Consider the following 25,214-nt stretch of genomic DNA (forward strand, 5'->3'; position numbering starts at 1 on the left):
CCTGTGGCGAAGGGCAGGCGTACATGATCGGCGATGCGGGGCCGGAACAGGTCAAGGCAGCGCGGCAACAAAGTGTTGCAGCTGCGCGGCCACCTCGTCGGTTTGGCCGAGGAAGGGGGCGTGCCCGCCCTGCGCGACCACGTGGGCCTGCGCGCCGGGTGCCAGCGCGGCGGCGGCCTGCATGGCACGCGCCGAAACCAGCCGGTCGCGCTGGCCGGCCAGCCACAGGCTGGGTTTGCCCAAGGTGGTCAGGGCGCCGCGCAGGTCGGTGTTCTCCAGCAGGCGCAGACCCTCCTGCAACGCACGAGGGGCGGGCTCGCCCCGCCCGACCAGCATCTCGCGCAGCGTGCGCAGTTCCTGGCGGGCATGTTCGGACCCCATCGCATCCAGCGCCAGAAAGCGCTCCAGCGTACCGCGGTAGTCCTGTGCCAGATCCTGACCGAACTGTTCGAAGACCGCCGGCTCGACCGCGTGCGGCCAGTCCTCGCCGCGCACGAAACGCGGCGTCGCGGCGATCATCGCCAGACCGCGTACCTGCGGCAGGGTCGCCGCAGCATGCAGCGCGAACAGACCGCCGAGCGACCACCCGCACCACACCGCTGGCGGTGTGGCCGCGGCGATGGCGTTGACCACATGCGGCAGGCGCAACGGGGTGGTGTCATCGCGGCTGCCGCCATGGCCGGGCAGATCCACCAGGTGCAGCTCGACATGCGGCGACAGGCGCTCCACCAGCGGTGCGAACACACCGCCATGCAGCGCCCAGCCGTGGATGAGGACCAGCGCCGGGCCCTGGCCGATGACATTGATATGCATGCTCAACGCTGCGGCATCACGCGGTCAGCGCGCTCGGTGCCTGCTGCTGCACCACGGTATCGCGGGCGTGCGCGATCGCATCGACCAGCGCGCGCACTTCGGCAGGCGCGTGCAGTGCGGACAGCGTCACGCGCAGGCGAGCCTTGCCCTCGGGGACGGTTGGCGGGCGGATCGCGCTGACCAGGAAACCTGCCGCCTCCAGTGCGGCCGACAACGCCATCACCGTCGATTCGGCGCCGCACAGCAGCGGTTGGATCGGGGTATCGGACGGCATCAGTTCCAGCCCGTGCTGGCGGGCACCGGTGCGGAAGATGCCGATCAACTCAGTGAGCTTTTCGCGCCGCCAGTCGTCGCGGCGGGCGAGCTTCACGGCAGCCAGTGCCGCGGCGGCCTGGGCCGGCGGCACGGCGGTGGTGTAGATGTAAGGGCGCGCGGTTTCAGCCAGGTGCTGGATCATCGCCTCGTCGCCGAGGACGACCGCACCGCTGCCGCCGAGTGCCTTGCCGAGAGTGGCCAGCTGCAGCGGCACATCGTTGACGCCCAGGCCGGCATCGGCCACGCAGCCACGGCCGTGTTCACCGACCACGCCGATACCGTGCGCGTCATCGACGTACAGCAGCGCTTCCTGCATGCGTGCCACCAGCGACAACGACCGCAGCGGGGCGATGTCGCCGTCCATGCTGAAAACACCGTCGGTGGCCAGCATCGCCGCGCCGTTGGGCGCGTGCTTGAGCTGGCGCAGTGCGCCTTCGGTATCCAGGTGCGGATAACGACGCAGGCGGCAACCGGCCAGGCGCGTGGCATCGAGCAGGCTGGCGTGGTTGAGGCGATCCTGCACGCAGACATCGTCTTCTTCGCTGAGCAGCGCCTGCTGCACGGCAAGGTTGGCGGCAAAGCCACTGCCGAACAGCAGCGCCCGCGGATAGCCGAGCCAGTCGGCCATTTCCTGTTCGAGCGCGTCGTGCAGCGCGTGGTGGCCGCAGATCAGGTGCGAGGCGGTCGCGCCGGCGCCCTCGCGCGCGGCGGCATCCTGCAATGCGCTGACCACGCCGAACTGCTGCGACAGGCCCAGATAGTCATTGCTGCAGAAGTTCGTCAGCCAGTGGCCGTCCACTTCCAGACGCACGCCATCGCGCCGGCTCACCATGCGGCGCACACGCAGGCGCCCCTGCGCGTCGCGGAGCTTGCGCTGGGCCTGGATGCGGTCGTGCAGGTCAGGACGGGCCATGGTCGTCAGGGGTCCGGGTGGGCCGTTAGCGTACCCGGTTGCCGGGCCCGCTGCTCGGGGCTCAGGCGGCCCACCCGCAGCCGTGGCCGGCGGTGATGTCGGCATGGACCGTGCCCGGGTGATCGTGGTCGTCGGCATCCACGGTGATGGCCATCGGGCGCAGGCCCAGCCGTTCGAACAGGGCCAGGTCCCGCTCGGTGTCCGGATTGCCGGTGGTCAGCAGCTTTTCGCCGTAGAAGATGGAATTTGCCCCGGCCAGGAAGCACAGCGCCTGCAGCTCGTCGCTCATCGCCTCGCGCCCGGCCGAGAGCCGCACCATCGAACGCGGCATGACGATGCGGGCGACGGCGATCATCCGCACGAACTCGAAGGGATCCAGCGCGGCGGTGCCGTGCAACGGTGTGCCGGCGACCTGCACCAGGCGGTTGATCGGCACCGAATCCGGATGGGCCGGCAGAGTGGCCAGCGCCAGCAGCAGGCCGGCGCGGTGTTCGCGGGTCTCACCCATGCCGACGATGCCACCGCAGCAGGTCTTCAGCCCGGCGTCGCGCACGTGCTCCAGGGTGTCCAGGCGGTCCTGGTACTGGCGCGTATGTATGATCGAGTCGTAGTAGTCCGGCGCGGTGTCCAGGTTGTGGTTGTAGTAGTCCAGCCCGGCCTCGCGCAGGGCGGCGGCCTGTTCGCCGCTGAGCATGCCCAGCGTGGCGCAGGTCTCCAGGCCCAGCGCCTTCACCTCACGGATCATCGCGGCCACCTTGGGGATATCGCGGTCTTTCGGCGAGCGCCAGGCCGCACCCATGCAGAACCGCGAGGCACCCGCGGCCTTGGCCTGGCGGGCCTTGGCGGCCACCTCATCGGTGGCCATCAGCTTCTGTGCGTCCACCCCGGTGCTGTAGCGCTGCGCCTGCGGGCAGTACGCGCAGTCTTCCGGGCAGCCGCCGGTCTTGACCGAGAGCAGGGTGGAGACCTGTACTTCCGCCGGGTCGAACTGCTCGCGGTGCACGCTGGCGGCGCGGTGCAGGAGCACGGGGAAGGGCAGTGCGAACAGGGCCAGCAGTTCCTCGGGACGCCAGTCGTGGCGGATGACAGAAGCCATGGGGATGTCCTGACAGATAGTGGAACGAAAGGGCGGCAGTCTGGTGAGACCGCCCTCTTCTGTCAACCATATGATATTTTCAAAAGTTTACGGAGCGCTGGGTTGGCTGGGGTGGCAGATCCTGCCGTTGCGCTGCCTGGTCTGCGATTGCCCGGGCGAGGACGGAATGGATCTGTGCCGGGCTTGCCATCAGGCGCTGCCATGGAACGACCGCGCCTGCCGACGTTGTGCGCTGCCGTTGGCGGCGACTGACCCGGGCGATGCGGGTGGCGACCACTGCGAGCGCTGCGTGGACGAGTATCCCCGCCAAGCGGCGGCCAGTGCCGCGTTCCTCTATGCGCCGCCGATTGACCGGCTGCTGATCCGGTTCAAATTCCACCAGGACCTGGCCGCCGGCCGGCTGCTGTCACAGCTGATGCTGCAGCGCGTGCCGCCGTTCCTGGCTGGGCCGCTGCAGCCGATGCCGCTGCACCGCCGCCGGTTGCGCCAGCGTGGCTACAACCAGGCGCTGGAATTGAGCAAGCCGCTGGCGCGCGGGCTGTGCTGCCCGCTCTGGAACGGGCTGCAGCGTACCCGCGAGACCGCCGCGCAGTCCAACCTGGACGCGGACGCCCGACGCTGCAATCTGCGCGATGCGTTCACGGTGCGCGGCCATCCGCCCGCCGGGCTGACCGTCGTCGACGATGTGATGACCACCGGGGCCACCACCGATGCCGCACTACGCGCGCTGCAGTACGCCGGCGCCGGGCCGATGCAGATCTGGGTCTGTGCGCGGGTGCCGTAAGCGCGGCCGATTGGCGTAGTTGCCGCCGCGTTGAGTGCGCAGCAGCGATACTGACGTCATCTATTCATGGAGAGGCATGCATGCGCAGCAAGCTGATGATCGTGACGATGGCACTGGGGGGCCTCAGCGCCTGCACCCCGGCACCTCCTGCACCGGCGGCGATCGAGACACCGGCCGGCGTCGCACCGCTCGCGCAGGCACGCATCCAGATGCGTGAGGTGGCCGGGGACGCCAAACAGCCCGGCGTCACGACGCTCAAGGACCGCGACGGCAACGCGCTGTCCCTGATCGAGCCCGCTTTCATCACGACGGCCGACATCGCCACGGTGGCCGTGGGAACCGATGGTCACACCGGACACGGGACCCTGATCGTGCGCTTCACGGATGCCGCGGCACCACGCATCCTGGCGGCGACGGAAGCGCGCGTCGCCAAGCGTGTGGCGTTTACTGTCGGCGATCAGGTCCTCAATGTCGCCGTCATTGCCGGCCCCTTCGCCCAGACCATGCAGGTGAGCGGGCTGGACAGCACGGAAGAAGCGCACCGGCTGTATACGGAGATCACGGGCAAGGCGCCCTGAGCCCTGTACCGGGGTGCGGAAACCTCAGCGGAAGTTCGCCTCGATCTGTTCCAGGGATTTGCCCTTGGTCTCCGGCAGCCAGAACGCGGCGATGAGGAAGTACAGCAAGGTACAGCCGGCCCAGAAGAAGAACATGCTGGCATAGCCGTGATGGCCGACCGTGGGCAGGAAGATCGCCGCGATCACGGTGGAGATGAACTGGTTGATCAACAGGGCGATGCTCATGCCGTTGGAGCGGATGCGGGTCGGCATCAGCTCGGACAGCGCCAGCCACACGCACACGCCCGGGCCCACCGCGAAGAACGCGACGAACAGCAGGATGCAGCCGGCGACCAGCCAGCCGTGGGTGGGCGAGGGCACCGGGCCGATCACCGCACGTTCGATCACCAGCGGCGCGTTGGCGGCCTGCGCCGGGTCCGGGAACGGGTTGAGGTGCAGCGTGCGGAAGAAGCGGCCGATCACGCTGTCGGCCGAGACCGCGTCCTCGCGACGGATCTGCAGCGTGGCGTCGATCGGGTTGTCGCTGCGCAGTGAGCGCACGTTGCTGAAGCCACCGTAGGCGTAGGACACGGTCAGCTGCTGCGGCGCGGTGCCGGCAGTGCCATCCAGCTGCTGCCATTGCGCGGCGTCCAACGGCAGCGACAACGTGGTGCCGCTCACCTGCTGCTGCAGCGCGGCCTGCACATCCAGGCGCCCGCGTTCGCTCTGCACGAACAACAGTGCAGCAGCCAGCAGCGACAGCGTGATGCCACCACTGCCCAGCATGAGCAGGAACTTGCGCCCCTTGCGGTCCACCAGCACCAGCGCGACCACGGTCATCACCGCGTTGAGCAGCTTGATCGCCACGTCGGCGCCATTGGCCACCGAGCCGGGCAGGCCGGCCTGGTTGAGGATGTTGACCGCGTAGGCCAGCACCGAGTTGATGCCGGTGGCCTGGGTGAAGGCCAGCACCAGGCAGGCCAGCACGAAGGGCCACACATAGCGGCGGCTGAGCAGCGGGTCGCGCTTGCCGTTGCGGCCGACCTGGATCTGCTCGGGAACCTGCATGCGCTGCAGCGTCGGCTCGACCTCGTCCGCGGCGACGGTACGCTGCAGGGCACGGCGGGCCGCGTCGATGCGGCCACGGCGCACCAGCCAGCGCGGCGATTCACTGATCAGCAGCACGCCCCCGGTGAACACCAGGCCGGGCAGCAGGCAGCTCCAGAAGATGGTGCGCCAGGCATGGTCCTTGACGTCGAACAGCAGCCGCTGCTGCTCCGCGCCGGGCAGGTGGCGCACCGCGGCGGTCGCGGCATCCACCGCATGCGCGTGGTACAGCCCGATCACCGCGGCCAGCACCAGGCCGATGGTCAGCAACAGCTGGAACATCGCCGCGCCGCGCCCGCGTCGTTCCGGGCTGAGCACTTCGGCCAGATAGAGCGGCACCACCACCCCGATCAATCCGCCACTGATGCCCTGCAGCAGGCGGCCCATCAACAGCGCGCCATAGCCATCGGACAAGGCCATCACCGGGATGCTGGCGGTGAACAGCACGCCGGCCAGCAGCATCGCGCCGCGGCGCCCGATCAGGTCGGCGACCATCCCGGCGAACAGCGAGGACAACACGCTGCCAAGCAGTACCGCGGCGACCACGAAGCCCAGTTGCTGGCTGGTCAGGTGCCAGCTCGCGGTGGCGGTGGCCTCCAGATAGGGCAGGGCGCCGGCGATGATGCCGATGTCGATGCCGTAGAGCAGGCCCCCCATGCCGCCGATGAACAACAGATAGCGCACCGGCCAGCGCGGCGCGGAGGCGCCGGCGTGCACGGGAAGGGCTGCGGAAACGTCGTTCATCGTGCCGGTCCTGTCTGCAACTGTGTGCGCCATGGCGGCGCGGGAGTCAACGCTCAGTCGAGCGCGATGTCATCGCCTTCCACCACCACGCCGCGCACGCGCAGGTCATGGTCGAGCACCACCAGGTCTGCCCAGGCGCCGGTCGCGAGACGGCCGCGGTCCTTGATGCCCAGGTAGTCGGCCGGGTAGCGCGACAGGCGGTTGGACGCGTCGGCGATGTCCAGGCCCAGCGAGACCAGATTGCGCAGCGCCTGATCCATGGTCAGCGCACTGCCGGCCAGCGAGCCGCTGGACAAGCGCACGCAGCCCAGGCACTTGTGCACGCGCTGTACGCCGAGCGCGTACTCGCCATCGGGCATGCCGGTAGCGGCGGTCGCATCAGTGACGCAGTACAGGCGCGGAATCGCGCGCAGCGCGGTGCGGATCGCGCCGGGATGCACGTGCTGCAGGTCGGGAATGAGTTCGGCGTACTGCGCATGCGCCAGCGCAACGGTGGCGATGCCCGGGTGATAGTGATCCACGCCGGTCATGCCGTTGAACAGATGGGTGAAGCCGGCCGCACCGGCGTTCAATGCGGCCACGCCGTCTTCGTAGCTGCCGGCACTGTGGCCGAGCTGTACGCGGATGCCGAGCGCGCTCAGCGCGGGAATCAGCGCCAGGTGCTGGCCGATCTCCGGCGCAAGGGTAAGCACCTTGATCGGTGCGATCGCCTGCAGGCGCTGCACGTCGGCCAGCGTGGCCTCGAGCACCAGCGGTGGCTGCGCGCCCAGACGCTGCGCACTGATGAAGGGGCCTTCCAGGTGCACGCCCAGCACGCGGGCCATGCCGGGTTCGCGCGTGGCGATCGCAGTGGACAGGCCCTGGAGCGCGCGCGTGATGTCGTCTTCCTCCGCTGTCATGGTGGTGCCCAGGAGCGCGGTGGTGCCGTGCCGGGCATGCGCGCGTGCCACCGTCTGCGCGGTTGTCCCGCCCTGCATGATGTCCACGCCGGCACCGCCATGCACATGCAGGTCGATGAAGCCGGGCAGGATCAACGGGACCTCATCGTCGCCGCGCGGATCAGTGTGCGCGGTGTCGATGGCGGTGATGCGCTGATCGAAATGGATATCGCCGCGGACCCACCCGGTGTCGGTGAGCAGGCGGCCGTGCAGGGAGCGGGACTCGGTCAAGGTGGGGACTCGGCGATGATCACTTCGATCCCCAGCCGCTGCAGCCCTTCCAGGTGCTCGGGCTCGATGCTGGCGTCGGTGATGATGGTATGGACCTGATCCAGCCTCGCGATGCGATGCAGGCTGACCCGGCCGAACTTGGAGGCGTCGGTCAGCACCACGATGCGGCGCGCGCGCTCGACCATGCGGTGGTTGAGGCTGGCTTCGGCCTCGTGGTGGGTGGTCAGGCCGAACTGCAGGTCCAGGCCATCCACGCCGAGGAACAACGTGTCGAAGCTGTAGGTGTTGAGGCTGGCCTCGGCCTGGCTGCCATGCAGTGAGAGCGATTGCTTGCGCAGCAACCCGCCGGTGAGCAGCAGCTCCACGCCGGGCGCATTGGCCAGCTCCCAGGCGATGTTGAGCCCGTTGGTCATCACCGTGACATCGCGATGCCCGCGCAGGTGGCGCGCCAGGGTCATCGTGGTCGAGCCGGAGTCGATGATGATGTTGTCGCCGGCTTTGACCAGCTTGGCCGCCTCGATACCGATGCGGTCCTTCATGGGCAGGTTCAGCGCATCCTTTTCATGGATGTCCTGTTCCTGCGGCGGCGTGCGCACCAGTGTCGCGCCCCCGTGGGTGCGCGTGGCCAATCCCTGCGATTCGATGTGGGTCAGGTCGGCGCGGATGGTCACCGCCGACACCGCAAAGCGCTGCACCAGCTCGCTGACCTGCACGTTGCCGTGCTCGACCAGGGTCTGCAGGATCTGTTGGCGGCGCTGTCGGGTGTTGCGCATGGGGGCGATTCCGTTCGAAAGGGAAAGCCGAAGCTTACCGTTCCGAAAGCTCCTTGGTCTGCCGGGTTTCGTTATGTGTGCCTGAGAGGTTGCGATTGCAGGCCCGGGCGTACTCGGCCAGACGCAGCGCCACCTTGTGCTGGATCAACGCCAGCGGCGCCGGCTGCAGCTCACCGGCCTCGATGGCCTTGAGCTGCTCGGGCATGAACTGGCTGAGCAGCATCTGCGGCGGCGCGTGCGCGGTGAGATTGGCGACCAGCGTGTCCAGCGCTGCCTGCACCGCCGGCTCGCCCCAGTAATAGCGGCTGCGATCGCTGAGCGAATACGCGCGCAACAGCCGCAGTTCGTGCTCGTCGCCCTGGTAGTAGCTGCGCCAGCTGCCCGGTTTGTCGACCATGCAGCGGTCCAGCACCTCGATCAGGTTCGAGCGCTGCGTGGCAGGCAGCAGTTCGGATTCGATCATCGCCAGCGCGAACACCGCCTCGCGGAAGGCGTAGGTCGCCGCCGGGCCGACTTTCAGGATCGCGAAGTGATCGCGGACCAGCGCGTGCAGGCCGGCTTCGGTCTGGTAATCGGTGGAGTGTGCTTCAAACACAATGCGCGGCTGTTGCTCGACGAAGGCCGAAAGCTCCGCGGCGGCGGCCGGATTGTAGTAGTGCACGCTGCTGTGGTCGAAATCCACGCCGGGCTGCACCACCATCGCAATCACGCGCGCCCACGCCGGCAACAGGTCCGGCGCGGAGAACGCCTCGCGGTGGATCGCGAGCGTGGTGGCTGCCGCGGCCGGGGTAGTCACCTGCAGGCCGCCGGCCAGCGAGGCCTCCCCGCCGGGAATCGGTACTTCCGTCCCGATCACATAGACCGGCGGCGGCAGCCCGTGCTCGGCGGCGGTGCGCTCGGCAATCCGCGCCAGTTCGGCCGAGCGCGCCGCGACGATGGCGTCCGGCAACGGGGTCGGGTCATCGGCGCAGGACATGCTGCAGTCCAGATGGATCTTGTGGAAACCGGCGGCGACATAGGCGGCGATCAGCTCGCGTGCGTTGGCCATTGCCGCCGCTGCGGGGCCTTTCTGCCAGGCGTTCGGACCGAGGTGATCGCCACCGAGCACCAGCCGCTCGGCCGGGAATCCGGTATCGCGTGCCAGCTGCAGCACGTAGTCGCGGTACTGCGGCGGGGTCATGCCGGTGTAGCCGCCGAACTGATCGACCTGGTTGGAGGTCGCCTCGATCAGCAGCAGGGTGTCGTAGCGCTGCGCGACCTGCATCGCCGCCAGCAGCACCTGCGCGTTGCTGCAGCAGACGCTGTACAGCCCAACGGGGTGGCCCTGGCGGTGGGCGGCGATCAACGATTGGACGGCGGACATGGCAACTCCAATGACAACGGTGTTCAGGGGGATAGATGGTGCTGGCGCGCGAGCAGTGCCGCGCCGCGCGCACCGCCGGCATCGCCGAAGGTGGGCGGCAGGATCGGGGGGACCCGCACACCGGCGAACAGGTAGGGCGCGATCGCATCGGGGAGGTCGCGGTAGAGCTGTTCCAGCTTGGACAGGCCGCCGCCGAGCACGATCACGTGCGGATCGATGGCGAGGATCAGGCTGGCGAAGCTGTAGCCGAGCAGATCGCGGTGGATCGCCAGGGCCTGCTGTGCGATCGCATCGCCGGCGTTCGCGCGGGCGACCACCTCGGCGGCATCCAGCGCGTCGCCACCGCGGCGTTCATGGATCATTGCCAGGCCGCTGCCGGAGACGTAGCGCTCCAGGCAACCCTGCAGGCCGCAGCCGCACGCCAGCACCGGCAGATCATGGCGCTGCTGCAGCGTGGCGGGCAGGCTCCAGTGGCCCCACTCGCCGGCGATGCCGTTGTGCCCGGCGATCAGCCGGCCGCCGACGCAGAAGCCACCACCCGCACCGGTGCCGAGGATCGCCCCGAACATGCTGGGATACCCGGCGGCGGCGCCGTCATGCGCTTCGGACAAGGCGAAGCACTGCAGATCGTTGCCCAGTTCCAGTGGGCGCTGCAGGCGTGCCTGCAGGTCCGCACCGACCGTCTGGCCGGTAAGGCTGGGCACGTTGGCGCTGAGCTGGCGGCCGCTGACGCGATCACGCACACCGGGCAGGCCGATGCCGACTGCCACGCCGCGCTGGCCGAGGGCGGCATCCGCGGCGTCGATCAGATCGACGATCGCCTGCAGGAACGCGGCGTAATCCCGGGTCGGCGTCGCCACGCGCTGGCGGTGATGCACCCCCAGCGTGGCGTCGCACGCGACCAGCTCGATCTTGGTGCCGCCGATGTCGATGCCGTACCAGGTCTGCATGCGTGCTCAGCCGTGGGGGTGGATGGTCACGCCCTGCACCACACGGTTGACTGTGCCGTCGGGGAAGGGATTGTCGGGCGTCATGCCGAGCGCGGCCGAACGCTGCAGCGCATAGCACTGCGGTACCAGCAGCCACAGCGGGGCCAGCCACGGATCGGGCAGTGCGGGGGCGGCGAGGACGAAGTCGCCGTCGGCGCGGTCCGCGTCGTCCGGCCCGATCGACAGCACCCGCCCGGCGATGCCGTCGCGGCGCAGTTCGTTCAACAGGTCCTGCTCATAGCGGCGGGCCAGCGGCTGTGCGCTGCGCAGCATCACCACCAGCGTTTCACCGTTGAGGGTGGACTTGGGCCCATGACGGAACCCGAGCGGAGTATTGGCCAGCGCCAGCACGCGGCCGGCGGTGAGTTCGAGCACCTTCAGCGCGGCTTCGCGGGCGACGGCTTCCAGTGGACCGCTGCCGAGATAGATCACGCGCGAATACGGCGCCTGCGCGAGGGCGGCCACCGCCGCATCCCAGGCATCCAGCGCACGTTCGCCGTGGGTGGCGAGGGTGCGCAGATGCTCCAGGCGCTGCGCCCACGGTGCGCTGTCGAACGCGCTCAATGCGGCCAGCAGCATGCAGCTCAGGCTGCTGGTCATGGCGAAGGCGCGGTCGCAGCTGGCCGGCGGCATCAGCAGCGACAACGTATCGCTGCGGCCCTGGCCACGTGTGGCGAGTTCGCCTTCGGCATTGCAGGTGATATCGACGAAGCGCGCGTGCTCGACCTGGTCGCGGACCAGATCCACCGCGGCCACGCTCTCCGGGCTGGAGCCGCTGCGCCCGAACGACACCAGCAGGGTCGGGCGCTCGCGGCGCAGGTACAGCGCCGGATGGGTCAGCAGGCTGGTGGTATGCACAGCGCGCACCTCCGCCGGCCACTGCGCATTGATCTGGTCGGCCACCATCTCGGCAATGAAGCCCGAGCTGCCGGCGCCGGTGAAGATCACCAACTGGTCGGGATCGCGCAGGGCCTCCCCGAGGAAGCCATTGATGCGTACCTGCGCAGCGTCCAGCAGGCTCGCCAGCGCGGCCCACAAGCGGGGCTGCTGGGCGATTTCTTCGGCGGTATAGGCGCCACCGAGGCGCTGCCACGTGGGCAAATCAGGGAGCAGAGAAGCGTCCATTCGCAATTCCTGTTGGGCGACCGCACCTTCTGCGTTTTCTTTCGAAATGTCAAATATCGAAAGATAAAGAAAAGGTCTGTGTGTCACAGTTTTCGTCTTTCATTCGGGGTTGACCGGCGGGAGATGCGCGCGAATGCCGCGTTGCACCACAGTTTCAGCACTCCAAAAATGCGTATTCAGGTGGGGTTTGGAAAGCGCGGCGTTGCCGAATCTTTCGTTTATACCAAAATATCCTTTCTTTTTCTTTGCAATTTGTTGACATCTTTCGAGACCGTGCCCTAGAGTCGGCCGCACTGGTTTCAGTTTCCCGCTGACCGCGGGCTTGGGGGCAAGGTGGACTTCCGGTTTCGACGCACTGGTCTGACGATCACACTGCTCACCGCAGTGGCTCTGGCTGCCACCGCCCACGCTGAGCCGGTGGGCAACCTCCGTGCGATCACCGCCGCCCCCGCCAAAGACGGCACCGCCGGCTGGACACTCAGCACGGATACCGGCGCCACGCTGCGCGTGGACCTGCTGCGCGATGACGTCCTGCGCGTGCGCGCCGGCCGCAACGGCACGCTGACCGGTGCCGGCGACAAGGCCGCCCCGATCGTGCTGCCGCAGCCGCCCGCGAAGGTCGCCGTCCAACTGGAAGAGGATGCCAACGAGGTGCGCATCCGCACCGATGCGCTGGTCCTGCACATCCAGCGCCAACCATTGCGCCTGTCGCTGGTCCGCCGCGAGGGCGACCGCGACGTCGCGCTGTGGCGCGAACTGCAGCCGCTGGACCTGGACAAGGACCAGAGCGTGCAGGTGCTCTCCAGCGAAAGCGATGAGCACTTCTACGGTGGTGGCCAGCAGAACGGGCGCTTCGAGTTCAAGGGCCGCGAACTGGAGGTCTCGTACTCCGGTGGCTGGGAAGAAGGCGATCGTCCCAACCCGGCGCCGATGCTGCTGAGCTCGCGGGGCTGGGGCATGCTGCGCAACACGTGGAGCGACGGCACCTACGATCTGCGCCAGGCCGACCAGGCCACGCTGCTGCACCGCGAGGACCGCTTCGATGCGTACTACTTCGTCGGGCCGAGCCTGCATACGCTGCTGGACCGTTACACCACGCTGACCGGCCGCGCCGGCCTGCTGCCGCGCTGGGCGTTCTCCTATGGCGACGCCGACTGCTACAACGATGGCAACAACATCAAGAAGCCGGGCAGCGTGCCCGACGGCTGGAGCGACGGCCCGACCGGCACCACGCCCGACGTGGTCGACAGCGTGGCCAGGCAGTACCGCGAGCACGACATGCCGGGGGGCTGGATCCTTCCCAACGATGGTTACGGCTGCGGCTACAAAAAGCTGCCCGAGACCGTGCAGGGGCTGGCGAAGTACGGCTTCAAGACCGGCCTGTGGACCGAGAACGGCGTCGACAAGATCGCCTGGGAAGTGGGCACCGCCGGCAGCCGCGTGCAGAAGCTGGACGTGGCCTGGACCGGCAAGGGCTACCAGTTCGCGATGGATGCCAACCAGTCCGCGTTCAACGGCATCATGGACAACTCAGATTCGCGCCCGTTCCTGTGGACGGTGATGGGCTGGGGCGGCATCCAGCGCTATGCGGTGGCCTGGACCGGCGACCAGAGCAGCAGCTGGGATTACATCCGCTGGCACATTCCGACCCTGATCGGCTCGGGCCTGTCCGGCATGGCCTACGCCAGTGGCGACGTGGACGCGATCTTTGGCGGCAGCGCCGAGACCTTCACCCGCGACCTGCAGTGGAAGAGCTTCACCCCTGTGCTGATGGGCATGTCCGGCTGGTCGGGCAATGCGCGCAAGCACCCGTGGTGGTTCGATGAGCCCTACCGCAGCGTCAACCGCGACTACCTCAAGCTGAAGATGCGCATGACCCCGTACATGTACGGGCTGGCACACGATGCAGCGACCAGCGGTGCACCGCTGCTGCGCGCGCTGATGTGGGACTACCCCCAGGACCCGCAGGCCTACACCGAAGCGCACAAGTACCAGTTCCTGCTCGGCCGCGAGCTGTTGATCGCACCGGTGTACCGCAGCCAGGCCGCGAGCCGTGGCTGGCGCCGCGACATCCACCTGCCGCAGGGCCGCTGGATCGACTACTGGGATGGCCGCCAGCTGCAGGCCGGCGCCGAGGGGCGCTCGCTGGATCGTCCGGTCGATCTGGCCACGATCCCGGTGTTCGTGCGCGCCGGCGCCATCATCCCGATGTACCCGGCGATGCTCTACGACGGTGAGAAGCCGCTGGATGAAGTGACCTTCGATCTGTACCCGCAAGGCACCTCGCAGTACACGCTGTACGAAGATGATGGCGCCACCCGCCGCTATGAGAAAGGCGAATCGAGCACGCAGGCGATCACGGTGCAGGCCCCGGCGCAGGGCACTGGCCCGGTGCAGGTGCGCATCGATCCGGTGCAGGGCCGGTATGCCGGCCAGCTGCCGCAGCGCCGCTATGCGCTGCGCGTGCTCAGCCGCCAGCGCCCGGCCACGGTGACGCTGGGCGGACGCGCGCTGCCGATGCTGGCCGACCAGGCAGCGTGGCAAGGTGCGGGCGAGGGCTGGTACTTCGATGCGGCAGAGCGCCGCGGCACCCTGCACGTGCGCACCGCGCCGACCGACATCCGCCAGGCACTCACGCTGCAGCTGGATCTGCCGATCGCCGCCGCACCGGCCGACGATGCCTTCCCGGCCGCACCGGAACTGGGCCGCGCGCTGCCCTCCGACAGCCTGCTGGTGGTCAACCGGCCGGCCGAGGAGCAGGGCTATGAGATGGAGAAAGCCTTCGACGATGATCCGGCCACGTGGTTCCGCACCGTGCGCAACCAGGCGGTCAAGACCGGTGCGCATGAGTGGGTGCTCGGCTTCGGCGAACGCAAGCTGATCGACGGCATCGAACTGGCGCCGCGCAACGAGCCGCACTGGAAGAACGGCCAGATCCGCGATTACGAGATCTACATGGCCGACAGCAACGGCGAGTGGGGCGAACCGATCAAGCGCGGTCACCTGACCCTGCAGCAGGGCATGCAGCAGATCGACTTCCCCGCCCATGCCGGCCGCCTGCTGCGCTTCCGCGTGCTGAGCACGCAGAACCCGGAAGGCGACGGTGCCAGCGCTGCCGACCCGATGGTGACCGCGGCGCAGGGCAGCGTGGCGCGTGCGGTGGATGCGCTGCAGCCGCGCGATGTCGGCCCGATCGTGCTGTCCACGTTCCACGTGCTGGAGCATCCGCAGCCGGAAGGCCCGGTGCAGCAGCTGTATCTCTCCGCGCTGCCCATGCCGACCCCGTTGAAGGCCAGCGTCGCTGCCGACCACGCGTTGGGTGGGCAGGCCGAGATGCGCATGAACGGTCTGCATTTCCGCCGCGGCCTGGGCGTCAATGCCAGCAGCCGGATCGATCTGGAACTCACGGGCAGCTGGCGCCTGCTGCGCGCCGACCTGGGCATCGATGATCAGTGCCGCACCGCGGGCGGCATGCAGTTCCAGGTGTGGGGTGACGGTCGGCTGCTGTACGACAGCGGCCTGGTCAACGCACCCGGCGTGGTCAAACCGGAGCTGGACGTACGCGGCCTGCAGCGGCTGAGCCTGCGCACGCTCGGGGCGCAGGGCGATCGACCCGCGCAGGTCTGTGGCAACTGGGCCAATGCCGCCCTGATCGGACAGGAGGGCGATACCGCCAGCATCGTGTCGCCGTAACCGAAGAAACACGCTTTCAGAAAAACAGCTCTCTCCCGTTTCCCGTCTGCGGCCGTCTGGCCGCGGCACGGGGGACGTTTGCCCGAAAACACCCATCCACCGCCAGCCCCACGCTGCGGATCGAACAAGGAGCCAAAGATGTTGACCGAACGCCATCGCCATCGCCGCATCACCGCCACCCCCTTGTCCATCGCACTCGGCCTGGCCGTCGCGGTGGTCGGCAGTGCCAGCGCCCAGGACGCAACGCCCGATACCAAGGCCACCGAGCTGTCGCGCATCGAGGTGACCGGCTCCAACATCCGCCGCAGTGATGTGGAAACCGCCTCGCCGGTGCAGGTGATCAGCAAGCAGGACATCGAGAACATGGGTGCGCGCACCCTGCTGCAGGTGCTCGACAATCTACCGGCCGCACGTCCGGGTCAGCAGGATGCGCGCTCGCTGTTCACCGGTTCGGATGGCGCCTCGCAGGCCAACCTGCGCGGCCTCGGCGCACAGGGTACGCTGGTGCTGCTCAATGGCCGCCGCCTGTCCTACTACGGCGCGCCGGCCGGCTTCCAGACCCAGTTCGTCAACATCGATGCGATCCCCGCTGCAGCGATTGAACGCATGGAAGTGCTGACCGACGGGGCCTCGGCCGTGTACGGCACCGATGCGGTGGCCGGTGTGATCAACGTGATCACCAAGCGCTCCTACCAGGGCGCGGAGATCAATCTCACCACCGACAAATCCTCGCGGATCAGCTCCTACGGCGAACACCAGGGCAGCATCACCGCCGGCTTCGGCGACCTGGATGAAGACCGCTACAACGTCTACGCCTCGGTGAACCTGTACCGGCGCGATGCGATTCCGCTGAGCGACTTCTACGACAAGCGGCCCGACCAGTACTACGTCAACAACCCGAACTACCTGCCCAACCTGCGCCTGGGGACCGGCAGCAAGCCGGGCGAGTTCAACCCGGGCAGCTACTTCGCCTTCGATCCGGTCACCGGCCGCCGCGTGCAGGAAGCCGCCCCGGGCTGCAACAACGTACTCACCAGCGAAGCGGCCGGCCCGCGCTGTATCTGGGAGACGTGGATGAACAACGAGATCGACGCCGGCGCCAAGTCCGAGCGCAACACCGCCTACGTCAACGCCCACTTCCTGATCGGCGACAGCACCGAAGCCTTCGCCGAAGCCACGTACACCGACATCGACCTGACCGCCAACGGCGGTACGCCGCGTGCCTACGGCACCACCACCGGCAACCCGACCAGCTGGTTCTCGCGCAATACCGGCACCACGGTCAACCAGTTCCTGTATCCGTACCTGGGCCCGAACAACGAATACAACAATGCCTCGCCCGAACTGAAGGCACTGATGGGCGGCGTGGTCGGCCTGCAGTACCTGCTGCAGGACGTCGGCGCCAACCACTTCGGCCAGCGCAACACCGATCAGAGCTATCGGGTGGTGGCCGGAATGCGCGGTGATGTCGGCGACTGGAACTGGGAAACCGCCTTCGCCACCGCCGGCAGCCACTCGGTCACCTACCAGACCACCAACGTGAACCTGGCCGGTTTCGAGAAGGCCTTCGGCCCGTACGCCGTCGATCCGGGCACCGGCCGCGTCATCATTTCCGATCACCCGGCGTACAAATTCGGTGAGATCAGCGAGGCCAACGCCGCGCTGATCCGCGAAGCGTTCCCGACCTTCGATATCCAGTCCTGGACGCGCCTGCATACCCTGGACGGCAAGATCGAAGGTCCGCTGTTCCAGATGCCGGCCGGTGAAGTGCGTGCAGCCTTCGGCTTCAACGCCAGCCGCGAGACCTTCTACACCCCGGGCAACCCGGACGCGGCCAACGGCCTGATCACCCAGCAGGGCGGCTCGTGGTTCGATGGCAAGCGCAACACCTATGCGCTGTTCGCCGAGACGGTGGCGCCACTGACCGAGAAGCTGGAACTGGACGCCGCACTGCGCGTGGACAAATACCCGGACTTCAGCGCCAACCTGGCCCCGAAGATCGGCCTGAAGTACCAGATGTTCGATCAGCTGATGCTGCGCGGCACCTATTCCACAGGCTTCCGTGCACCCAGCTTGGCCGAGTCGGGCAATGGTGGCGTGTTCGCCCAGCTGGGCGGCTACCGCGACGAGGTGCGCTGCAACGAGACCAACGCCATCGCCAACCTGCTGTTGCGATCGCAGCGTGGCGGTGACGTGGACCTGGGCAAGTCCCTGCTCAACACCGACTGCAGCCGCACCGTGGCGCGCATGACCCAGCCCAACCCGGACCTGAAGCCGGAGAAGGCGAAGATCACCACGCTGGGCTTCGTCTACGAGCCGACCCAGTGGCTGTCGGTGTCGGCCGATTACTGGTTCATCTACCGCAGCAATGAAATCGTCGCCCCGGATTTCACCCGTGACGAAGACATCATCGCCTCCACTCGTTCGCCGATCACCGAAAGCGACCGCGCCAACCTGGCCGCCCTGGCGGCGATGTGCGCCGACCCGGCCAGCGGCGTCGCCTGTCCCGGTACGCTGCCCGGCTACAGCGTGGGCAACGTGGCCAGCGTGGTGGGTCAGTACAAGAACCGCGGCAAGACCCTGATCGACGGCTTCGACATCGACGCGCGCAGCCGCTTCTCGCTGGGCGAGTGGGGCAACCTGAACATCGGGGTGGCCGCCACCATCGCCAACCGCAACCGCTCCTACCTGGACGACGAAAGTGGCTGGTACTACGGCGACCTGGTCGGCTATTACAACAACCCGCGTCTGCGCGCGACGTTGAACGCGGACTGGAGCTACAAACAGGTCACCACCAGCGTCTTCGTCAATTACGTGGGCGGCACCAAGTGGGCGCTGCAGCGGATCGACGAGGAAGACAACAACCCGCAGACCTGCACCGCCGGCTACCTGCCGGTGGAGCAGAGCAAGTGCGATGGCGCCCCGTCGTGGTGGACCGCCAACCTGAGCGTGGCCTGGCGTCCGGACGATCATTGGAACGTCGGCTTCACCATCAAGAACCTGTTCGACCGCCTGCCGTTCTATGACCCGAACAGCTTCCTCGGCGATTCCAGCGATTACGCCACCATCTTCGGTCGCGGCTACAGTCTGACCGTCGGCTACAAGTTCTGATGCATCCCTCGCGCCGGCCCCGGCCGGCGCGATCTTCACACGAGGTACTGTCCATGAAACGCAGAGAATTCATCGTCGCCAGTGCGGCCGTCGCCGCCACCAGCCTGCTGCCCAACACGCCTGCCTGGGCACGTGGACGCAAGGTACGGCTGGGCCTGATCGGCACCGGCATGCGCGGCCAGGTATTGCTGAAAGAGCTGGTCCGCCGCGATGACGTGGAGGTGGTCGCGCTGTGCGACATCGAGCCGATCATGCTCAAGCGCGGCATGGACATGGTGGCCAAGGCCGGCAAGCCGGCGCCCAAGGCGTATGGCCAGGACGGCGACGTCAACGCCTGGAAGCGGCTGATCGAGCAGCGCGGCCTGGACGGCGTGATCATCGCCACGCCCTGGGAATACCACGCACCGATGGCGATTGCGGCCATGCAGGCCAAGGTCGCGGTGGGCTGCGAAGTGGTCGCCGGCATCACCCTGCAGGACCACTGGGACGTGCTCAAGACCCAGCTCGCCACCGGCACGCCGTACATGCTGCTGGAGAACGTCTGCTATCGCCGCGACGTGATGGCGGCGCTGCAGATGGTGCGCCAGGGCCTGTTCGGCGAACTGGTGCACCTGCAGGGCGGCTACCAGCACGACCTGCGCGGGGTGAAGTTCAACTCCGGCGACCCCAGCCAGCCCTACGACAGTGGCGTGGAGTTCGGCGCCAAGGGCTGGTCCGAAGCACGCTGGCGCACCGAGCACTCTGTCCAGCGCAACGGTGAGCTGTACCCCAGCCACGGCATCGGCCCGTGCGCGATGTACACCGGCATCAATCGCGGCAACCGCTTCACCCACATCAACGCATTCGCCAGCAAGGCGCGCGGTCTGCACGAGTACACCGTGGCCAAGAGCGGTGGCACGACGCACCCGAGCACCAAGGTCAACTTCAAGCTCGGCGACATCGTCACCACCACCTTGGCCTGCGAGAACGGCGAGACCATCCTGCTGCAGCACGACACCTCGCTGCCGCGCCCGTACTCGATGGGCTTCCGCGTGCAGGGCACCAAGGGCCTGTGGATGGATGTGAACCAGTCCATCCATATCGAAGGCCGCAGTCCGCCGCACAAGTGGGAACCGTTCCAGGCCTACCAGGACCAGTACGAGCATCCGCTGTGGAAGCAGCACGCCGCGACCGCCGCCAGCGCTGGCCACGGCGGCATGGACTGGTTCGTCATCCATGCCTTCGTGGAGGCGCTCAAGGCCAAGGCGCCGATGCCGATCGACATCTACGACGCGATCACCTGGAGCGCGATTACGCCGTTGTCCGAGCAGTCCATCGCCAACAGCTTCCAGACGCTGGAGTTCCCGGATTTCACCGCCGGGCTGTGGAAGCAGCGCAAGCCGATCTTTGCGTTTGATGGGACGTACTGAGGAGGAGGTGACGGGTGCGCCGCTCTCCAACACCGCTCAGTGCTACGCCATCCGATACCTCTCAGCAATGCGGCGAGGAGCTCTAGAGCCCACATGCGATGGCGAGTGCAACCGTGATTCGTACATAGGGAGCCACCAAGGGTGGCCCCACCCAAAGCCATCGGTCGTGCATGCAGCACGGTTAACGATCAGTCGGTTATAGCTGGAGTGGTCAAAGAACGCTCAGACGCAACTGTAGGTCCAGCGTCGATCAACTCCTGCACCTAGTCATTTGTTGACCCATCGATCTCAACGTGATTCGAACCTTGCAATTCCAACAACCTGCTGGAGAATACTTGCCTTGCAATTTCCTCAATTTCATCTCTCTCTGGAGTAGGAAGCCTGCTCCAAAAGTCATCCCCTTGAAGGAACGTAATGAGCTTCTCCACATCTTTGCCTCTATAGCCGGGTGGAAGGTAGCTCTCAAGCGCTCCCTTTGAAAGAATGTATATTCCTTGAGACCGAAGCAAATCAAGGCATGATTTTAATTCATCCTGTTCATCTTTCGTTAGGCTTGTCTTCAGTGCGACGCGCTTTGACTTGATGTATTCCCAGAGTGCACTAGCGTCCGACCAATCTTTGGACGCCATCGCCTCCTCAATTCGTTCAACTAGTGATTTCCCGTCTAGGCTACCGATGTTATCAATCACGTCTGTCTTGATCTTAGAGTCGTTACGACGGAAAAGCCGTTTTACCTCTGGCGATCCCACCTGATCAACGTAGTCAAGGTCAGCAATGATTGTATGCGGCACGCGGCATGCAGTTAGCAACTTTGAGTAGCTGTCGAACAAGCCTTTTCCGCCTACGCTGATGATCTCAATAACATCACCGTGTGGAGCAGTTTTGAACCGCTCTAGAATTTTCTCAAAGAACATTCGGTCAGAGATACCCTCGACCAGCACCACGTGATCACAGAAGAAAAGTCGCTCATTGTTCTGACTATTCACAATGTTGAAGAGGTGCTTGGAGTTTGGAAGGCTGGACGAATCTAGTCGAGATATTTTGCTCTTCTGCTCTTCAGTGTGAACTCTGGATACATACTGAATTGAGGTTGGCGAGATGAATGTCGGTGAATGGGTCGCGAGAACGAACTGGTTGCCTGTCTCTTGAGAAATTTTCTCGAAAAGTCCGAGCAGTGTCTTTTGCCACCGCGGGTGAAGGTGAAGCTCTGGTTCGTCTACCAAGATCACAGCATCCCTTACATTAAGAGCGAATATCGCGAATAGATAAGTGAGTAGCTCTCTCTCACCTGAGGATGCTGCGCTGGAAGCGAATCTTGTTCCTTGCTTTGTAAGAATTACATCGTATTCGTTTGTATCGGCATTCACAGTCTCTAACGACCACGTATAGCCAAGATCAGAGAGGGACTTCGTGAGAAATGCCAGCTGAGAATCTTCATAGAAAGCGATCTTTACAGACGTGTTGTCGTCAAGCTCGAGCCTCCGGTAGCGCCGGCCTAGCCGTCCAATTGCAAGTTGAACGATGTTTGAGCCACCTGATCGCGATGTTGTGGAATCGAACTGTCTCTTCTGGTCGCGGTCATTGAATCCTGATAGAGCAACGCTTGACTGGAATGCTGAACTCGTCCTACTAACGGGGAGGTAGATCATCGGTAGTTGGAGCCTCTCCATCTTCGCTTCGCTGCGCATGGAGTTATCTAGCTCAAATATTTGTAAGTACTGAAGGAAATTCAGGGCAGGCTTTGTCGCAGGCTGGGTCAGAGATCCGTCCTGCCATGTGTAAGTAAAGCGATCACCGGGACGTATTTCTCCGACCTCCCAAGTCTCGGTGACACTCCAAGGACTGGAATGAAACTTCCATCTCTGTGCCGTCTCAACTTCCTCGGCGTCTTCCTTGATCTTCGCCATGCTCGTAACATCTGTCAGTGAAACTTCTACTGTAATTTCAACAGATTGTGAGGAGTTTAGTGCTGATGAGTGCTTATCGAATGCCAAGCTATTCAGTAGATCGTTATGCGTGGCTTGCAGGTAGATCTGACCGTCCCCGTAGTTGACCTCTTGGACATACGGTGAGGCAAATAGATGACGCCTGAGCATTGTGACCAGGGTATCGAGCAGATTCGTCTTCCCCCCGCCATTAGGTCCCACAATTATCGAGATGGGCCCGTCAAAGGTCATCTCCTGACGATCAAGGAAGCTCCTAACATTCTCCAGTGAAATTTTCCTGACTAGCATTCAGTATTTCCTTAGGTGGATGAAAAAGGAGTGTCATTGGCCATAAGTTAAAAATGCAGTAGGTGCGGGCGCTATACAAGAAAGATGGCTAGTGATAGCGAAGCGTATGAATTTTTATATTGTGCGATTGTGGTGGCGTGTGCCGTCGCTGTCGCCGCGGCCGAAATCGCTTCGTCATCGAGATGGGCCTCCATGTTTTAAAATTCCATCTTTTCGTAATGGCAGAAGTCCGTAGATGTGCCGCGCGGCGTCTGTCGATTTCTAGCGGAACTGGCGTATTGACAACAAGAGGCTCGCAGCCAACTACGAAAGCAAATCGAGTCCGAAACAGTCCTGTGACGGGCGGTCCGGCCCCACACCCATGTCCCGGGAAAGCTGGGCTGAGCGAGTTTGGCTCCGTGGCTCGGTTCGCCGATAGAGAACTTAGCAGCTCGAGCAGAACATCAGACGCAAAGCCTAGACTGTCAAGAAGGCTGATTGCTAATTAGCAAATAATTGGCACATCCGCTCGATCTCTAGCTACACAGACACTGTTCTTGATTACGTAGACCTCAACATAGTGGCCGCCTTCGAAACTTGCACTTTCGTGTTTTTGTCGATTGCCGCCGTCCACCTCTATACTTCCTCTTTCTCTGCCGCGTGCTGCATCGCCTCGATTCTTCACCTTCCAGTGAACTATGTATGGCTCTGGTACGTTGCATTCGCGCAAGAAAAATCGCAGTCGATGTCCGGAGGATAGCCGTCTATTGCGGCGTGCAACTTGCATGAAGTCCCATTGCACAGCTTTGTCCTTCATCACTTCGTAGTCGAGTCTCACCCTATAGCGAACATCTATTGGGTATCTGTCCTCGATGAATTCTTCACCAGGCGCCGTAAAATCGGCGAGTACGGTTTCTTGGAGAATCATCTTGGTCATGACAGGGAAGGACCGACCAAAGACAGATCGCCACTTCTTAGTCTTCTCCACAAGATCTACAGAATCATTCGCCTCTTGGCACCTGCGTAGCGCCTTCCGAGCTCTGCCCGTGAACTTGCCCTTTGCCTTTACGAGATCGCCACTTCCGGGGGCTGGCCAATCTCCGCCATTGTCGAGTCCGCTAAGCCACGCGAAGAGCGTGACCAACAGCTCTTGATAGTCAGCTGTAGCAGCGTTCTGGTGAGATGGGTGTGCCAGAAAGAACTGAACCACTAGGGTGTCTATGAGGTAGCCGCCCATCGGTGCCCCCATGTTGTTCTTCCAGGCGCGCAACATCTTCGCCAATATGCGGGCGTTCCCATTCCAAGCCGAATCATAGGCATCGAACGCCTCTATTTCGGTGCGCGGATTAGTTCTTTCCCAAGAACCGCCATTTCTAGTTGAGCCATATATATATGATCCATCAGCTTGGAGAAACGCAGGAAGAACCTCTACGACATATCTCTCAAATTCAACGACGACGACAGGCCCATCCCCACGAATTTTTGTTCTCGTATATCTTTTCTGCAGAGATGCTCTAACGTCTGCGAGCATCTGAGAGGCGCCATTTCCTGAGCGGGCCTGATATCTAGCGAGATCATCTGGCGGCAGTTCAAAAATCATGTCGAGATCGCTAATTCCTTGGATGGCGGTTTGACGACCGAATGAGCCAATTTGCAGGTTGTGCTCCGTGTTCGAGTTTTGGGTCCAGAAATCAAGATTGAGGCGGGCAGTTATACCCTCATAGCTGTTCAGAATGCTCTGTAGATTGGCGACTGTAAGATTTGAGAGGTACTTATTGAACGCTGCTGCACTCATGGATGTGCACCGCTATCGACAGAGATTATTGAAGGCAAAGTGGATGGTGCCTACTACCAGTGCCGAGGCAATTACGCCCATGACAGCAAATGCAGAAAGCGGAACCATGTCACGCCACGTGAAACTGGGGTTTCGATGGTCTCGGACCCACGAAGAGTCAATCACCCAGAAGAATCGATGATGAGCCTTCCAGCTTGCTCCAAAGATTTGTGGAGAGACATTCACGCCGGATGCCTCTAATCGAATTTGGATTAGGCGCAAGCGTACTTCCTCCAGACCTAATTGATCTTCGTCCGTTGAGCTTTGCGCATCAATGATAAGATCATGCAGGCGCTTGTACAGATTGTTGAGCTTTACGCCAGCCGCCTCATATTCACCGAGGCGTGACTCGTAGTCCCGCGCATAAAGCATGCAAATGCCGATTATCAGGAGAATCGCAGACGGAAGTTTTTCGGAAAAATCCGGATAAACCAACCCCAAAATGCCGACGGCAAAGGACGTAACGGTCACAAGTGTGGGAACTTTAGATGCGATATCGAAGGTTGCAAAGTGCAGGCTCGCGCTGTAGCCGACGTTGTAGCCTTCGCTCGCGATCTGTTCTAGCAGAAGCTGCCTAGCCGTCTTCAGGGCCATTGAATTACCCATAACGTAGTATTCACTTAAGCTAACGTTGCCAGTTCCAAGCTGTCAAACTTTCCTGCCTTTTATCTTGGACTACTTGGTTGCGGAACTTGTCGAAGCTGTCTAGTCTTCTGGACCGTATGAGCGCGACTTGCGCTTAGGCGTTGGCGGCAAGGCAAGCTTTGTTCAACTGCATGGTTGTTCAGCGACAGCCCATTCAACGCGTTGATAGGCAATCGATTATGCTGGTCCGATTGGACCTGCCGTGTCGTATAGGCATCTGGGCATCAGCGCCCGCGTATATTGCCATCGCTGGGAAGTTCCTGTTGAACCGGTACCAGTTTAGGCTTGAGCGCCATCGCAACCTGCCAGAACCCCGGTGCTAAGTCGCGACGTCTCTACAGGAACCAAGGCGTCGCCGCACAAGTCGATCCTAAGATCAGACTTGAACAAACGCTGCGACTGAATTCATCGATTTGGATGGTGCGCCCGGAGGGATTCGAACCCCCGACCAATGGCTTCGGAAGCCACTACTCTATCCGGCTGAGCTACGAGCGCGTTGTGTCCTGCGTCCCGCCGGGCCGCCTGATGGGGCCACGGACCGCCAAAGCGGCGCGGGAGGAG

The 25,214-nt window shown here is 64.3% G+C and carries 17 protein-coding genes and 1 tRNA gene; 5 read left to right on the forward strand and 13 right to left on the reverse strand.

The features are described 5' to 3' along the window. Window positions 1–51 precede the first annotated feature (51 nt). From bioH to bioB, 3 genes are read right to left on the reverse strand one after another with little or no spacing between them, the layout of a single operon-like run. Window positions 52–813, reverse strand: a complete 762-nt coding sequence (gene bioH, locus ABE464_RS13050; protein ID WP_346472314.1) for a pimeloyl-ACP methyl ester esterase BioH — start codon at window positions 811–813, stop codon at window positions 52–54. Window positions 814–829: 16 nt separating this feature from the next. Further along, the gene (gene bioF, locus ABE464_RS13055; RefSeq protein WP_346472315.1) at window positions 830–2,179 is read right to left on the reverse strand and encodes an 8-amino-7-oxononanoate synthase; all 1,350 of its coding nucleotides are present in this window, start codon (window positions 2,177–2,179) and stop codon (window positions 830–832) included. Further along, entirely contained in the window at window positions 2,103–3,137 is a 1,035-nt protein-coding gene (gene bioB, locus ABE464_RS13060; RefSeq protein ID WP_346472316.1) for a biotin synthase BioB, read from the reverse strand. The genes bioF and bioB overlap by 77 nt, the downstream gene beginning before the upstream one ends. Window positions 3,138–3,207: 70 nt before the next feature. Between bioB and ABE464_RS13065 the strand changes: the two genes are divergently transcribed. Further along, a complete protein-coding gene (locus ABE464_RS13065; RefSeq protein WP_346472317.1) occupies window positions 3,208–3,921 on the forward strand; it encodes a ComF family protein in 714 nt (237 codons plus the stop codon). Between the two features lie 80 nt (window positions 3,922–4,001). Beyond that, a complete protein-coding gene (locus tag ABE464_RS13070; protein ID WP_346472318.1) occupies window positions 4,002–4,499 on the forward strand; it encodes a hypothetical protein in 498 nt (165 codons plus the stop codon). Between the two features lie 24 nt (window positions 4,500–4,523). Here ABE464_RS13070 and ABE464_RS13075 read toward each other — a convergent pair whose 3' ends face one another. From ABE464_RS13075 to ABE464_RS13100, 6 genes are read right to left on the reverse strand one after another with little or no spacing between them, the layout of a single operon-like run. Then, a complete protein-coding gene (locus tag ABE464_RS13075) occupies window positions 4,524–6,329 on the reverse strand; it encodes an MFS transporter (protein ID WP_346472319.1) in 1,806 nt (601 codons plus the stop codon). Between the two features lie 53 nt (window positions 6,330–6,382). Further along, window positions 6,383–7,498 carry an N-acetylglucosamine-6-phosphate deacetylase gene (gene nagA, locus ABE464_RS13080; protein ID WP_346472320.1) on the reverse strand — a complete coding sequence of 372 codons (1,116 nt, stop codon included), beginning with the start codon at window positions 7,496–7,498 and terminating at the stop codon, window positions 6,383–6,385. After that, a complete protein-coding gene (locus ABE464_RS13085; protein WP_346472321.1) occupies window positions 7,495–8,271 on the reverse strand; it encodes a DeoR family transcriptional regulator in 777 nt (258 codons plus the stop codon). The genes nagA and ABE464_RS13085 overlap by 4 nt, the downstream gene beginning before the upstream one ends. A gap of 34 nt (window positions 8,272–8,305) precedes the next feature. Further along, window positions 8,306–9,634: a D-tagatose-bisphosphate aldolase, class II, non-catalytic subunit gene (locus ABE464_RS13090; RefSeq protein WP_346472322.1), complete on the reverse strand. Its 1,329-nt coding sequence runs from the start codon at window positions 9,632–9,634 to the stop codon at window positions 8,306–8,308. A 23-nt stretch (window positions 9,635–9,657) separates the two neighbouring features. Further along, window positions 9,658–10,584: an ROK family protein gene (locus ABE464_RS13095; protein WP_346472323.1), complete on the reverse strand. Its 927-nt coding sequence runs from the start codon at window positions 10,582–10,584 to the stop codon at window positions 9,658–9,660. 6 nt (window positions 10,585–10,590) lie between these two features. After that, the gene (locus tag ABE464_RS13100; RefSeq protein ID WP_346472324.1) at window positions 10,591–11,748 is read right to left on the reverse strand and encodes an SIS domain-containing protein; all 1,158 of its coding nucleotides are present in this window, start codon (window positions 11,746–11,748) and stop codon (window positions 10,591–10,593) included. Between the two features lie 333 nt (window positions 11,749–12,081). Between ABE464_RS13100 and ABE464_RS13105 the strand changes: the two genes are divergently transcribed. The 3 genes from ABE464_RS13105 to ABE464_RS13115 all read left to right on the forward strand — a co-directional run bounded on the left by ABE464_RS13105 (window position 12,082) and on the right by ABE464_RS13115 (window position 19,961). Then, window positions 12,082–15,441 (forward strand): TIM-barrel domain-containing protein, encoded by a 3,360-nt coding sequence (locus tag ABE464_RS13105; protein WP_346472325.1) that lies wholly within the window; start codon window positions 12,082–12,084, stop codon window positions 15,439–15,441. Window positions 15,442–15,579: 138 nt separating this feature from the next. Further along, on the forward strand, window positions 15,580–18,552 hold the full coding sequence (locus ABE464_RS13110; protein ID WP_346472326.1) for a TonB-dependent receptor: 2,973 nt from the start codon (window positions 15,580–15,582) through the stop codon (window positions 18,550–18,552). Window positions 18,553–18,605: 53 nt separating this feature from the next. Further along, a complete protein-coding gene (locus ABE464_RS13115; RefSeq protein WP_346472327.1) occupies window positions 18,606–19,961 on the forward strand; it encodes a Gfo/Idh/MocA family oxidoreductase in 1,356 nt (451 codons plus the stop codon). Between the two features lie 263 nt (window positions 19,962–20,224). Here ABE464_RS13115 and ABE464_RS13120 read toward each other — a convergent pair whose 3' ends face one another. The 4 genes from ABE464_RS13120 to ABE464_RS13135 form a co-directional block, all read right to left on the reverse strand. Further along, entirely contained in the window at window positions 20,225–22,195 is a 1,971-nt protein-coding gene (locus ABE464_RS13120; protein WP_346472328.1) for an AAA family ATPase, read from the reverse strand. Between the two features lie 484 nt (window positions 22,196–22,679). Next, window positions 22,680–23,969 (reverse strand): hypothetical protein, encoded by a 1,290-nt coding sequence (locus ABE464_RS13125; RefSeq protein WP_346472329.1) that lies wholly within the window; start codon window positions 23,967–23,969, stop codon window positions 22,680–22,682. Window positions 23,970–23,981: 12 nt separating this feature from the next. Further along, window positions 23,982–24,602 carry an SLATT domain-containing protein gene (locus ABE464_RS13130; protein ID WP_346472330.1) on the reverse strand — a complete coding sequence of 207 codons (621 nt, stop codon included), beginning with the start codon at window positions 24,600–24,602 and terminating at the stop codon, window positions 23,982–23,984. A 469-nt stretch (window positions 24,603–25,071) separates the two neighbouring features. Continuing rightward, window positions 25,072–25,148, reverse strand: a tRNA-Arg gene (locus ABE464_RS13135). Window positions 25,149–25,214: the final 66 nt, after the last annotated feature.

Source organism: Stenotrophomonas sp. TWI587 (assembly GCF_039674145.1).
In the GTDB taxonomy this organism is placed as follows: Bacteria; Pseudomonadota; Gammaproteobacteria; order Xanthomonadales; family Xanthomonadaceae; genus Stenotrophomonas; species Stenotrophomonas maltophilia_AY.